The 12,873-nt window shown below is 65.4% G+C and carries 10 protein-coding genes; 5 read left to right on the top strand and 5 right to left on the bottom strand.

The features are described from left to right. The first annotated feature begins 132 nt into the window (after positions 1 to 132). The gene (locus ACQ4WL_RS13710; RefSeq protein WP_436510266.1) at positions 133 to 1,770 is read left to right on the top strand and encodes a methyl-accepting chemotaxis protein; all 1,638 of its coding nucleotides are present in this window, start codon (positions 133 to 135) and stop codon (positions 1,768 to 1,770) included. Here the strand turns inward: ACQ4WL_RS13710 and ACQ4WL_RS13715 are convergent. From ACQ4WL_RS13715 to ACQ4WL_RS13725, 3 genes are all read right to left on the bottom strand, one after another. Continuing rightward, positions 1,753 to 2,601, bottom strand: coding sequence for a DUF2071 domain-containing protein (locus ACQ4WL_RS13715; protein ID WP_436510267.1), 849 nt, complete (start codon positions 2,599 to 2,601; stop codon positions 1,753 to 1,755). The genes ACQ4WL_RS13710 and ACQ4WL_RS13715 overlap by 18 nt on opposite strands. A gap of 64 nt (positions 2,602 to 2,665) precedes the next feature. Then, entirely contained in the window at positions 2,666 to 3,448 is a 783-nt protein-coding gene (locus ACQ4WL_RS13720; protein ID WP_436510268.1) for a 3-hydroxybutyrate dehydrogenase, read from the bottom strand. A gap of 92 nt (positions 3,449 to 3,540) precedes the next feature. Further along, the gene (locus tag ACQ4WL_RS13725; protein ID WP_436510269.1) at positions 3,541 to 4,617 is read right to left on the bottom strand and encodes an AraC family transcriptional regulator; all 1,077 of its coding nucleotides are present in this window, start codon (positions 4,615 to 4,617) and stop codon (positions 3,541 to 3,543) included. 126 nt (positions 4,618 to 4,743) lie between these two features. Between ACQ4WL_RS13725 and ACQ4WL_RS13730 the strand changes: the two genes are divergently transcribed. The 4 genes from ACQ4WL_RS13730 to ACQ4WL_RS13745 all read left to right on the top strand — a co-directional run bounded on the left by ACQ4WL_RS13730 (position 4,744) and on the right by ACQ4WL_RS13745 (position 9,853). Then, positions 4,744 to 6,354 carry an FAD-binding oxidoreductase gene (locus tag ACQ4WL_RS13730; protein WP_436510270.1) on the top strand — a complete coding sequence of 537 codons (1,611 nt, stop codon included), beginning with the start codon at positions 4,744 to 4,746 and terminating at the stop codon, positions 6,352 to 6,354. Continuing rightward, a complete protein-coding gene (locus tag ACQ4WL_RS13735; protein ID WP_436510271.1) occupies positions 6,351 to 7,919 on the top strand; it encodes a glycerol-3-phosphate dehydrogenase/oxidase in 1,569 nt (522 codons plus the stop codon). The genes ACQ4WL_RS13730 and ACQ4WL_RS13735 overlap by 4 nt, the downstream gene beginning before the upstream one ends. A 122-nt stretch (positions 7,920 to 8,041) precedes the next feature. Beyond that, on the top strand, positions 8,042 to 8,269 hold the full coding sequence (locus tag ACQ4WL_RS13740; protein ID WP_436510272.1) for a hypothetical protein: 228 nt from the start codon (positions 8,042 to 8,044) through the stop codon (positions 8,267 to 8,269). Between the two features lie 3 nt (positions 8,270 to 8,272). Continuing rightward, the gene (locus ACQ4WL_RS13745) at positions 8,273 to 9,853 is read left to right on the top strand and encodes an FGGY-family carbohydrate kinase (protein WP_436510273.1); all 1,581 of its coding nucleotides are present in this window, start codon (positions 8,273 to 8,275) and stop codon (positions 9,851 to 9,853) included. An 18-nt stretch (positions 9,854 to 9,871) separates the two neighbouring features. Here the strand turns inward: ACQ4WL_RS13745 and ACQ4WL_RS13750 are convergent, their stop codons facing one another. Both ACQ4WL_RS13750 and ACQ4WL_RS13755 read right to left on the bottom strand, forming a co-directional pair. Beyond that, positions 9,872 to 11,230 (bottom strand): diguanylate cyclase domain-containing protein, encoded by a 1,359-nt coding sequence (locus ACQ4WL_RS13750; protein WP_436510274.1) that lies wholly within the window; start codon positions 11,228 to 11,230, stop codon positions 9,872 to 9,874. Between the two features lie 286 nt (positions 11,231 to 11,516). Beyond that, positions 11,517 to 12,710, bottom strand: coding sequence for an aminotransferase-like domain-containing protein (locus ACQ4WL_RS13755; protein ID WP_436510275.1), 1,194 nt, complete (start codon positions 12,708 to 12,710; stop codon positions 11,517 to 11,519). Positions 12,711 to 12,873: the final 163 nt, after the last annotated feature.

Consider the following 12,873-nt stretch of genomic DNA (forward strand, 5'->3'; position numbering starts at 1 on the left):
CTGGAATAAAGTATATTTTATTAATAATAAAATATTAAAATAAGGGTGTCAGTGCCGTGTCCCTTTCCTGGCTGGCGACCGTTCCTTGTCCGCATACCCGTCACCGTACGGGCTACTTCTGAGGATGTGACCATGCGACTCAATCTTCCCGTCACCGATACTGAAATCAAGCTGAGCGATACCGAGACCATCGTCTCGACTACCGACTTGCAAGGCAATATCACGTATGCGAACCCATACTTCATCGCCGTCAGCGGTTACAGTGCGGAAGAATTGATCGGTGCGCCGCAAAACATCTTGCGCCATCCGGACATGCCGGTCGAAGCGTTTGCCGATTTCTGGGCCACCATCCGCTTGGGGCGTTCGTGGAGCGGCATGGTCAAGAACCGCTGCAAGAATGGCGATTACTACTGGGTGCTGGCGAACGTGACACCGGTGGTCGAGGATGGCGTGGCTGTCGGCTACATGTCCGTGCGCACCAAACCGACGCGCCAGCAGGTGGCGCAGGCGTCCGCCCTGTACGCGCGCATCAAGGCAGGGCAGGCCGATGGTATCGTCATCAGCCAGGGCGCCGCCGTGCGCACGGGCTGGCTGGCCAGGCTTGCGCGCTTGCGCGACCTGCCGCTGGGCAAACGCATCGGCTGGAACCTGGGTTTGCTGACGGCGGTATTGGTGTTGCAGCTGGCGTGGGATGCGGGCGTGCTGCCGGCCAGCGCGGGCGGCTGGCTGACGGGCCTTTGCGTGGCGGCCTTGTGCGCGACCCTGTATTTCTGGCACAGCTTGCACCGCGCCGTGCTGCAACCGTTGCAGCGGGCGCGCCAGGCTTGCGACGTGATGGCGGGCGGCGACCTGACGGGCGAACTCGACACCACCCGGCGCGACGAGATGGGGCAGCTGCTGCGCTCGCTGCGCCAGTTGCGCGTGAACTTGCATTCCATCGTCGGCGATGTGCGCGGCAATTTCCTGCGCATCAGCATGGCCAGCCAGGAAATCGCCGCCGGCAATATGGATTTGTCGGGCCGCACGGAAGCGCAGGCGTCGGCCCTGCAGCAGACGGCGTCGAGCATGGAGCAGCTGGCGGCCACGGTGCAGCAAAACAGCGGCAACGCCGTGCAAGCGAGCGACATGGCGGGCAAGGTGCATGGCCTGGCCGGGCGCGGTGGCGAAATCGTCGGCCAGATGGTGACGATGATGGCGGACATTAACGCCTCTTCGAAGAAGATCGGCGACATTACGGGCATCATCGAAGGCATCGCCTTCCAGACCAATATCCTGGCCCTGAACGCGGCCGTCGAAGCGGCGCGCGCGGGCGACCAGGGGCGTGGTTTTGCCGTGGTGGCGGGCGAGGTGCGCAGCCTGGCCCAGCGCAGCGCGTCGGCCGCCACGGAAATCAAGCAATTGATCACGGCCTCGCTGGCACAAGTGCAGGCGGGCGCGAAGCTGGCGCAACAGGCGGGCGCCAGCAGCGCCGAAATGCTGGGCGCCGTGCAGGGCGTGCACGGCATCATGGAAGAGATCGCCTCTGCTTCGCGGGAACAAAGCCACGGCATCGGCCAGGTCAACATGGCCGTCACGCAGATGGATGAAGTCACGCAGCAGAACGCGGCGCTGGTCGAGGAATCGGCGGCCGCCTCGGCATCGCTGCAAGACCAGACCCTGCAACTGGAGCAGGCGATGGCACTGTTCAAGCTGGAACGGCGGCGCAGTGGCCAGGCAGGTACTGCCACGCCCCGGCGCGCACCGAGCGCCGCGCTACAGCAGGCGCTCTGACAGCGCCTTGAAGGGCACCTTGGGCACGAGAAAAGCGAATGGGCTGGACACGGGCGGCAACTGCCCCAGCAAGCCGCAGCTGGCACGCAAGGCTGTCAGCGCTTGCACTTGATCCACATCAACGGGCAAGTCGATTTCCCCGAAGACCAGCTTGTCGTTGCGCGGCACGTGCGCGATGGCCGCTTCCTGGCAAGCCAGGAAGGCAACGGCATCGTGCCAGTGGCCAAACAGCTGCTGCCAATCCCCGTCGAGGGTCTTGCCGCCAGCGATGTCGGCCTGCACGTCCAGGACAGGGGCGCTGCCGGCGCCGCTGGCAATGGTGCAGCGGGCTTGTGTGGCGGAAACGTCGAGTGTCATGGATTTCGCCAGGTGGGTCGGCAAGATATCGCTGAACAGCCGCGTACCCAGCGCATGCGGCAAGCTATCCATGATATTTTTCAGAAAATATACGCAGGGTACGTCCGGCGCGCCCGGCGGCGTGTGGTCCAGGTAGAAACGCCAGTTGCTTTGCAGCGGCGATGGCAGCAGCTTGCGTAACGGACCGGGCAGAGCCGGGCCGAAATGCCCGTGGCGATAGGTCAGCACGGTAAATGGCGTCTTGCCGCCGCGCTGCCACAAGGGCACGCCGGCAGGTAGCAATCGCTGCGCGGCAGCGGCGTCGACCAGCCAGCTCACGTAGACGACGTCGCGCACGTCGCTGTGCAGGGTCAGGAAGGGCAGGCGGGACAGGATAGCCTGGCGCATGTTGGCGAAATGCGTGCAATTGGCGAGCGCGGCAAACAGGCGCCCCGGCCAGCCCGCGCGCGGGTGGCGGTAAGAGTTGTCTTGCAATTGGGAAGTCTTTCGGATGCGGTGATGCAGGCGGACGGCGCCGCCTGCCGGATGCGTTACCTATTTATTGCATATGCCAGCCGTGGCTGACGACGATGGATTGGCCGCTCAGTGCCGTCGACGGGAAGGCCGCCAGGAAGACGGCTGTTTGCGCCACGTCCTGGGTGGTGGTGAATTCGCCGTCAATCGTGTCTTTCAGCATCACTTTCTTGATCACGTCTTCTTCGCTGATGTTCAGCTGGGCCGCCTGTTCGGGGATTTGCTTGTCGACCAGCGGCGTGCGCACGAAGCCGGGGCAGATGACGTTGGCGCGGATGCCGTCTTTCGCGCCTTCCTTGGCCACCACCTTGGCCAGGCCCAGCAAGCCGTGCTTGGCGGCCACGTAGGCGCTCTTGAAGGGCGAGCCTTCGTGCGAGTGCACGGAACCCATGTAGATGATGGCGCCGCCGCGGCCGGCCTTGATCATTTCGCGCATGCAGGCGCGCGTGGTGAGGAAGGCGCCGTCCATGTGAATGGCCAGCATCTTTTTCCATTGATCGAACGGGTAGTCGACGACGGGGCTGATGATCTGGATGCCCGCATTGCTGATCAGGATATCGACGCCGCCGAAGTGGGCCACGGCATCGGCCACGCCCTGGTCGACCTGCGCTTCGCTGGAGACATCCATGGCGACGGCAAACGCCTGGCCGCCCGATTGCTTGATTTCCTCGGCCGTCTTGCTGGCCGCTTCCAGGACCAGGTCGGCGATGACGACCTTGGCGCCTTGTTTCGCGTATTCAATGGCCATTTCCTTGCCGATACCACTGGCGGCGCCGGTAATCAGTGCGACTTTGTCTTTGAGTTGCATATTAATCCTTTGCATTGCGGGTTGGAGTGATCTTGGAAAACCTGACTGTGCCAGTATAGCCAGAAAACGTGCCGCGCATGCCCCGCGCACGCCTAAACGATTTGCTGCCTGTCAAGCATTTCCTGCAAGCGCCAGGCGCCGGGATTGGTGCCCGCCCAGACGCGGAATGCGTGGTTGAAGGCGCTTTGTTCCTGGTAGCCCAGCAGAAAGGCGATATCGACCAGGGACAAATCCGGCTCGCGCAAATAATCGCGCGCCAGGCCGTACCTGGCCTGGTCCAGCAGGGCCTGGAAGCTGGTGCCCGCGTCGGCCAGCTTGCGCTGCAGGGTGCGCGGCGTGACGGCCAGGGTGGCGGCAATGGTGGCCAGCCGGGCCGAACCCTGGCGCAAGCCTGCCACGATGGCCGCGTGCACTTGCGCGTCGATGCCGCCGCCAGTGTCCGTTTCGGCCTGGCGCTGTGCCAGCAATTGTTCCGCATGCTGGCACAGCACGGGGTACAGGCTGACGTCGGCGTTCGGCACGGGCCAGTCCAGCAATTGCGCGTCGAAGGTGGCTGTGTTGGCGTCCGCGCCGAAGGCGGGCAGGCTGCCCAGCACGCGCACGTATTCGTCGCGGTGCGCCGTATGGCGCAGCAAGTCGCCGCCGCCATCGTGGGTAAACGCCAGCCGGGCGGGCGGCAGCGGCATGCCCGCCAGCCAGTCGCCGCACACCTTGACGCCGGCAAAGACACTGTCGACCAAGTGCCGACTGGCGCCCGGATAGTGACTGGCCCAGCGGTAATGCGCGATGGCGCCATCGCGCTGCAGGGTCGAGCGGCCCAGGTCGTGCGCCAGCCGTTCATAGCGTGCCGTCTGTTCCAGCGCGTGGCCCACATTTTTGCAACTGAGCAAAATCAACCCATACGCGCTGTAGGTGCCCATGCGCACGCGCTGGCCCACGTGCAGGCCGAAATGCGCGTCGCCCGCCAGTTGCGCACCCGCATCGAGCAGGCGCACGTAGTCGCACGCGGCCAGGCTGGCCGCTGACGCTTTCAGGCTGTGCGGCGCCACGCCGGCCGCGCGCGCCAGGGTGGCGGCAGCGATGCCGTGCGCGCCGGCCGCTTCCAGCAGCGGCTGCAGATAGGCGCCCGCGACCCTGCCTTCCGCGTGGTGGCTGTCAGTGCCTGGCATGATGGAACAATGCGATTGTCATGAAAAACCAATACCCTTGGCCTGTGGCGGCATATGCTGTTGATCAGACAAGGACAGTATAGCAAGCCGCCGTGGCGCGCAACTGGCCAAACACAGGGGATGTCGATGCAACGCTGGAATGGCTGGGGGGACGAGTGCGTCACGTACGCGCTGAGCGCGGAGGCGCTGGCTTTTTTGGGTGAGCGCCTGGGGCCGGGCAGCGGCATGCTCGATGCCACCTTTGACGAGGCTTGCGCGCGGGTTCCCGCTTCGCGTCTGGCGCCGCATCCGCTGATCGATACCACGCCTGCCACGCGCGTGCGCCATGCGCTCGGTCAAAGCCTGCCCGACTGGTTCAAGCTGCGCCACGGCCGCATCGGCGCGGTGCCCGATGGCGTGGCCTTTCCCGACAGTGCGCTGCAGGTACGCCAGCTGCTCGCGTATGCGCGCCAGGCGTGCGTGGCCGTGATACCCCACGGTGGCGGCACCAGCGTGGCCGGGCACCTGACGGTGGCGGCGGGGTCGCGCCCTGTGCTGTCGCTCAGTCTCACCCGCCTGTGTGCGATGGGCCATCTGGACCGCGAGGCGCAGCTGGCCACGTTCGGCGCGGGCGTGTATGGCCCCGACCTGGAAGCGCAGTTGCGCGCGCATGGCTATACCCTGGGTCACTATCCGCAGTCGTTCGAATATTCCACCCTGGGCGGCTGGATCGCCACGCGCTCGTCGGGCCAGCAATCGCTGCGCTACGGCCGCATCGAGCAATTGTTTGCGGGCGGCGAGGTGGAAACGCCGTCCGGCACCCTGACGATTCCCACCTTTCCCGCCTCGGCGGCCGGCATCGACCTGCGCGAAATGGTGCTCGGTTCCGAAGGGCGGCTGGGCATCCTGACGCAGGCCACCGTGCGCATCTCGCCGCTGCCGCCCCATGAAGCATTCCACGCCGTGTTTTTCGCCGACTGGGGCCAGGCGCAGGCGGCCGTGCGGACGCTGGCCCAGTCGCGCCTGCCCCTGTGCATGCTGCGCCTGTCGAACGCGCTCGAAACGCAGACCATGCTGACCCTCGCCGGCCACAAGAAACTGGTGGGATTGCTGGAGCGTTACCTGTCCCTGCGCGGCTGCGCAGAAGGAAAATGCATGCTGATGGTAGGCGTCAGCGGGGAAACAAAACCGGCGCGCGCAGCCCTGCGCGGCGCCCTGGCGCTGGCGCGGCGGCACAAGGGCGTGCATGTGGGGCGGCACATGGGCGACAAGTGGAAACAGGGGCGCTTTCGCAACGTCTACCTGCGCAATGGCGCCTGGGAACACGGCTATGTCATCGACACGGTGGAAACGGCCGTCGACTGGCCGCGCGTCACGCTCATGATGGCGGCGCTGGAGCAGGCGGGCACCAAAGCGCTGGCCGCGCACGGCGAGCAGGTGCACGCCTACACGCATCTGTCGCATGTGTATGCGCAGGGCGCCAGCGTCTACACCACGTATGTGTACCGGCTGGCACCCACGTATGAAGAAAACATGGCGCGCTGGCGCAGCCTGAAGGATGCGGCCTGCGCCGCCATCGTGGCCAACGGCGGCACCATCAGCCACCAGCATGGCGTGGGCACGGACCACGCGCCGTGGCTGGCGGCCGAAAAGGGCGAGCTGGGCATCGCCGCCATGCGCGCGCTGTTGCGCCAGTTCGACCCGCAGGGCATGATGAACCCCGGCAAACTGCTGCCTGACGTCGGAGGCCCATTGTGAACAGGGCGGAGTTGCCTGGCGTCCTGGCGCGCGACTGGGATGTGCTGATCGTCGGCGGCGGCATCACGGGCGCCGGCATCCTGCTGGAAGCATCGCGGCGCGGCCTGACGGCGCTGCTGGTGGAGCAGCGCGATTTTGCCTGGGGCACGTCGAGCCGTTCATCGAAGCTGGTGCATGGCGGCTTGCGCTACCTCAAACAGGGTCAGTTCGCGCTGACGCGCGAGTCGGTGCATGAGCGGCAAGCCTTGCTGACGGATGCGGCCGGGCTGGTCGAGCCGCAGGGCTTTGCCTTTGGCGACTACGTCGGCAGGAAACCGGGGCGGCGCCAGTTCATGCTGGGGCTGGCCATCTATGACGTGATGGCGGGCCGGCGCGCGCGCCGCTATGTCGATGCCCCTGATTTTGCCATGCTGGCGCCGCATGTCAACCGTGATGGGCTGCGGGGCGGCATGCTGTACCAGGACGCCAAGACGGACGACGCGCGCCTGGTGCTGCGCGTGTTGCAGGAAGCGCGCCGCCATGGCGGCGTGGCCGTCAATTACCTGGGCGTGGAATCGCTGCTGCGAGAGGGGCAGCGGGTCGTTGGCGCCACCTTGATCGATGGCGTCGGTGGCGGAAAGCCAACGGTGCGCGCGCGCCTGGTGATCAACGCCACGGGCGCCTGGGCCGATGGCTTGCGCGGCCTGGTGGGGGAAAAGCCGAAGCTGCGGCCCCTGCGCGGCAGCCATCTGCTGCTGCCTGCCTGGCGCCTGCCGCTGGCGCAAGCCGTCAGCCTGATGCACCCGCAGGATGGCCGTCCCGTTTTCGCCTATCCGTGGGAGGGCGTGACCCTGGTGGGCACCACCGATGTCGACCACGGCGCCAGCCTGGACCTGGAACCGGCCATCACGCGCGGCGAACTCGCATATCTGATGACGGCGCTGCGCTGGCAGTTTCCGCAGCTGGCGCTGGGCGAAGACGACGTGCTGGCCACGTTTGCCGGCGTGCGTCCCGTCATCGACAGCGGCCAGCTTGACCCGTCGAAAGAAGCGCGCGAACATGCGCTATGGCTGGAAAACGGTTTGCTGACGGTGGCGGGCGGCAAGCTGACGACGTTTCGCGCGATCGCCCTCGACGCGCTGCGCTGCGCCGCGCCGCTGCTGCCGGGCTGGCAGGCGGATCTGCGCCCCTTGCCTATCTTTGACGCAACGCCGCCCCTGTCGGGCAAGGCCTTGCTGCTCGATGGCGAACAGCGCGCGCGCCTGCTGGGGCGTCATGGCGCGGCCGCGCAGGCGCTGTGCGATGCCGCGCACGAGGGCGAACTTGCCCCGATTCCCGGTACGCAGACTTTATGGGCGCAGCTGCGCTGGGGCGCGCGCAACGAGGACGTGCTGCACCTGGACGACCTGCTGCTGCGGCGCACGCGCCTCGGTTTGCAGCTGGCCGGCGGCGCGCTTGCTATCATGCCGCGCCTGCGCGCCATCTGCCAGCGTGAGCTGGGGTGGGATGACGTACGCTGGGATGCGGAGCAGGCGCGCTACCTGGCCCTGTGGCGCCGCCATTACAGCGTGCCGCAAGGCGAGTAAAGCCACGATAAAATATAAAAGAGGAGAGCATCATCGAGACCACCCTGTTTGGCCAGCCCCTGGCGCTGGGCGACGCCCGCATCACCTACGACAGCCTGTCGCCGCTGGACCTGCGCCAGCCCGTGGCTATCCTCGTCGACGACCTGGGCGAAGACCTGCTGCAAATCACGTGCGCGAATGGCGACATCGTCGACGTGGGCTGGTATCCGGCCTGGAATGCGCAGGGACGCTTGCGCGTGGTGGCCGTGCGCGGGCAGGACTGGGAAGCGCCCGTGTTCAGCGCGCAGCCGGAAAAAGATCCACAGGCGCTGCTGCAGGCGCTGCGCGCCGCACTGGCCAGCGTGGCATAAGCCATGGCCTCCGTAGCGGGCAATGGCCCATATATACTCGCCATCGACAATGGCACGCAAAGCGTGCGCGCGCTGCTGTTCGACAGGGACGGCAACCTGGCGGCCAAGGCGCAAGTCTTCCTCGAAGCGTATTACTCCGAGCACCCCGGCTGGGCCGAGCATGACGCCGATGGCTACTGGCAAGCCGTGTGCGAAGCGTGCCAGCAGCTGTGGTGTAGCACGGACATAGCCAAGTCCTCGGTGGCCGGCGTGGCCGTGACCACGCAGCGCGGCACGGTGGTCAACGTGGATGAACATGGCGCGGCCCTGCGCCCTGCCATCACCTGGCTGGACCAGCGCAGCACGCGCCAGATTCCCCGGTTGGCGCCGTGGTGGCGCGCCGCCTTCCGCGCCATGCGCCTCGAGGGCACGATCGCCTACTTCCGCCGCGAGGCCGAGATCAACTGGATCAGCGCGCACCAGCCCGACATCTGGCGCCGCACGCACAAGTTCCTGCTGCTATCGGGCTTTTTGAATCACCGCCTCTGTGGAAAGTATATCGATTCGACGGGATCGCAAGTGGCGTACATCCCGTTCGACTACAAGCGCCACGCCTGGGCCGGGCGCTTCGACTGGAAGTGGCAGGCGCTGGCGATTGAGCGGTCCATGCTGCCGGAGCTGGTGACGCCGGGCACGCGCATGGGCGCCATCACGGCCGCGGCTGCCGCAGCGACGGGCATCCCGGAGGGCACGCCCCTGCTGGCGGCGGCGGCCGACAAGGCTTGCGAAGTGCTGGGCGCCGGCTGCGTCGAACCGCATGTGGCGTGCCTCAGCTACGGCACCACGGCCACCATCAACACGACCAACCGCAACTACGTGGAAGTGACGCGCTTCATTCCGCCGTATCCGGCCGCCATGCCGGGTGCCTACAGCACGGAAGTGCAAATCTTCCGCGGCTACTGGATGGTCAACTGGTTCAAGGAGCAGTTCGGCGACCGCGAACGGGCGGCCGCCGCCGAAGATGGCAGGGGCTTCTCGGCCGAGGCGCTGTTTGACCGTCTGGTCGAGGCCGTGCCCCCAGGGTCCATGGGCCTGATGCTGCAGCCCTACTGGAGCCCGGGTATCAAGGTGCCTGGCCCGGAAGCGAAGGGGGCCATGATCGGCTTTGGCGACGTGCACACGCGCGCACACATGTACCGCGCTATCCTCGAAGGCCTCGCGTATGCGCTGCGGGAAGGCAAGGAGCGCATCGAGCGGCGCAGCGGCATGGTGATTACGGAGCTGCGCATCGCGGGCGGTGGCTCGCAAAGCGACGCTGCCATGCAGCTGACGGCCGACATCTTCGGCTTGCCCGCCGCGCGCGCCCACGTGTATGAGACTTCGGGTCTGGGCGCGGCCATCGCCGCTAGCGTGGGCCTGGGGTGGCATGCGGATTTCCCCTCCGCCGTGCAAGCCATGACGCGCAAGGGCAAGGTATTCCAGCCGCACCCCGGGCACAGCAAGGTCTATGAACAACTGTACCGGCGCGTGTACCAGAAGATGTATGCGCGGCTGCAGCCCCTGTATCGCGAGATCGCCGACATCACCGGCTATCCTGAAAAGTGAAGGTGAAGGTGAAGGCGGCTAGCGCAGGACGAGCGCCTTGACCGTTTCCCAGGCCGTGCCGCCCGAATGCGTGGCGCGCACCTGATTGCGTCCCCCTTCCTTGGCCACGTACAGGGCGCGGTCGGCGGCGACGAACAGCGCTTCGCGGTCGTCCAGCTGGTGCGGGTAGATGGTTGCCACGCCGATGCTGACGGTGATCCACGGTGAGGTGGCGGAGCGCGGATGCGGCAGTTGCAGTGCTTCGATGTGCATGCGGATGGCTTCGGCCAGATGCAGGGCGCTTTCGGCATCCGTGTCGGCGAACAGCAGGACGAATTCCTCGCCGCCGTAGCGGGCCGCCAGGTCGCCCGGGCGGGCGGCATGTGAGGCGATGGCTTGCGCCACCTGTTGCAGGCAGCTGTCGCCGGCCGGATGGCCCAGGCTGTCGTTGTACAGCTTGAAGTGGTCGACGTCGAGCACCACCAGCGACAGGGCGCCGCCGCAGCGCACGGCGCGTTGCCACTCTTTTTCCAGGAAGCTGTCGAAATGCCGGCGGTTGGCGATCTTTGTCAGCGGGTCGAGGTAGGCGGCGCGCTGCAAGGCGTCTTCCGACTGCTTGTGGTGCGTGATGTCGTGCAGCAGGCCGATATACAGGGGCTGGCGCAGATACATGGGCGTGAGCGTCAGGTCCATGCTCAGCGCCGTGCCGTTGCGGTGGCGGATTGCCACTTCGCGCGTGCCGTGGTTGTGCGCCGTCTCCGGATTGGCCGCGTACATGGCGAAGTAATCGAGATATTCCTGCGTCACCAGGGGGCTGAGCAGTTCAGCGATGGAGCGTCCGGTCAGTTCGTTTTCGCGATAGCCCAGGTACTGGTCGCAGGCAGGATTGGTGTACTGGATGCGCCCGTCCGCCTCGATGATCAGCAAGCCCTCGGCCATGCTGTTGACGATGGTGCGCAGGCGCTCGGCCTGTTCCTGCTGGTTTTCATTGTTGCTGCGGATGTGCAGCTGGGCGCGCACGCGCGCGCACACTTCGGCCATGCGTAGCGGCTTGCTGATGTAATCGATTGCGCCGCAGTCGAAGCCGGCCACCACGTCTTCCGTTTCCGTCTTGGCGCTCATGAAGATGACGGGAATGCGCTGCGTCAGCGGGTGCTGCTTGAGGCGGCGGCAGGTTTCGATGCCATCCATGTCCGGCATCAGCACGTCGAGCAGGATCAGGTCGGGATGGGCGCGCTGGGCGATCGCCAGCGCCCGCTCGCCGGACGTGGCGACATAGGTTTGATAGCCCTGTTCGTTCATCAGCTTGCGCAGCAGCTCAAGGTTGGCCGGCGCATCGTCGACAATCAAAATGGCGGCTTCATGCCGCTGGGAATGCTCCACATTGCCTGGACTCATTGCTTCCGGCCTTCTCGATGTACTCTGCGCTGCCAGTGTTTGCTGCATTTTCGGTGATGCTGACCGGGTTTAAATCGGATACAGCGGTCAAATCATACCGCTTTGCTAATTTTTTGGGTAAAAAATCGATGCTGCGCGAGGTGGTAAAATATTATATTTATGGCACTTTTAAAAATAAATAAACGAAGTTGCTATCGTAAAGGCGGTTTTTGGATGGAAAAGATGCGTGCCCGTTGGCGCTGGGCAGCTGGACACGCCCCGCGGCAGGCGGGGCGTGGAGGGGGAGTTACATTTTTGCGGCGATCAGTTTGCCCAGGATGGCGATGCCTTCGCGAATGCGTTCCGGCGGCACCGTCACGAACGACAGGCGCAGGGTGTGCGTTTCCGGCGTGTTTGCGTAGAACGGCGCGCCCGGCACGAAGGCGACCTTGTTGGCGATGGCTTCATCGAGCAGTTTCATGGCGTCGATGTGTTTCGGCAAGGTGACCCAGATGAACATGCCGCCTTCGGGTTTGGTCCAGGTGACGCCGGCCGGGAAGTGCTCTTCCAGCGCCGACAGCATGGCCTGGCACTGATTGCCGTACAGGCTGCGGATGCTGGGGATATGCCGGTCCAGGAAACCATCCTTGATGACTTCATGCACGACCATCTGCGTCAGCTGGGAGGTGTGCAGGTCGGCCGCCTGTTTGGCCAGTTCCAGGCGGCGCACCAGCGGCATCGGCGCCACCACGTAGCCGAGGCGGATGCCGGGCGTGAGCACCTTGGAGAATGAACCCATGTAGATGACACCGTCCGGATTCATGTTGATCATCTTCGGATAGGGCTCGCCGCTGTAGCTCAGGGCGCCGTACGGATCATCCTCGATCAGCGGCAGGCCGTGGCGGGCGCAGGTTTCCACCAGTTCCACGCGGCGCGCCACGGACAGGCTGCGGCCCGTCGGGTTCTGGAAGTTCGGCAGCGCGTACAAGAGGCGCGCGCCATCGGCGACGGGGTCGATCGACGACGGCACCAGGCCTTCGTCATCGGTATCGACGGAAACGAATTCGGGACGGTAGACGGAAAACGCCTGCAGCGCGCCCAGGTAGCTGGGGGTCTCCACCAATACGCGGCTGCCTTCGTCGATCAGGACCTTGCCCAGCAAGTCCAGCGCCTGTTGCGAGCCGGACGTCATCAGCACTTGCTCGGGCAGGATGGTGCTGCCATTGCTGGAAAGCGAGTCGGCGATCCACTGGCGCAGCGGCAGGTAGCCATCGGTGGGGCCGTATTGCAGGGCCACCTTGCCATTGTTCGACAGGACCTTGTCGAAGGCGGTTTTCATTTCTTCCACGGGGAAGGTGGCGGGCGAGGGCAGGCCGCCGGCAAACGAGATGATCTCGGGACGCTGCGTGATCTTCAGGATTTCGCGGATGAACGAGCTTTGCAGCTGTTCCGCGCGTTCGGCAAAGCGCCATTGGATCGGATTCGGATTTTCAATTTTCATACGAGTCTCACAGAAGATGCCGAGCTGCGCCGGCTGGATTTGTTGGCCCGCTTGTGGCGGTGCGTGCGCAAGCGGCGCCGGATAGGCGTCGCCATGGTGCTGGGGTATTGTACGGCTTGCACGCCGCTGTGCCCATCCGCATGCGCAAGGGCGTTGCAAATGG

This window comes from Janthinobacterium kochi (assembly GCF_051380715.1).
GTDB lineage: Bacteria > Pseudomonadota > Gammaproteobacteria > Burkholderiales > Burkholderiaceae_D > Janthinobacterium.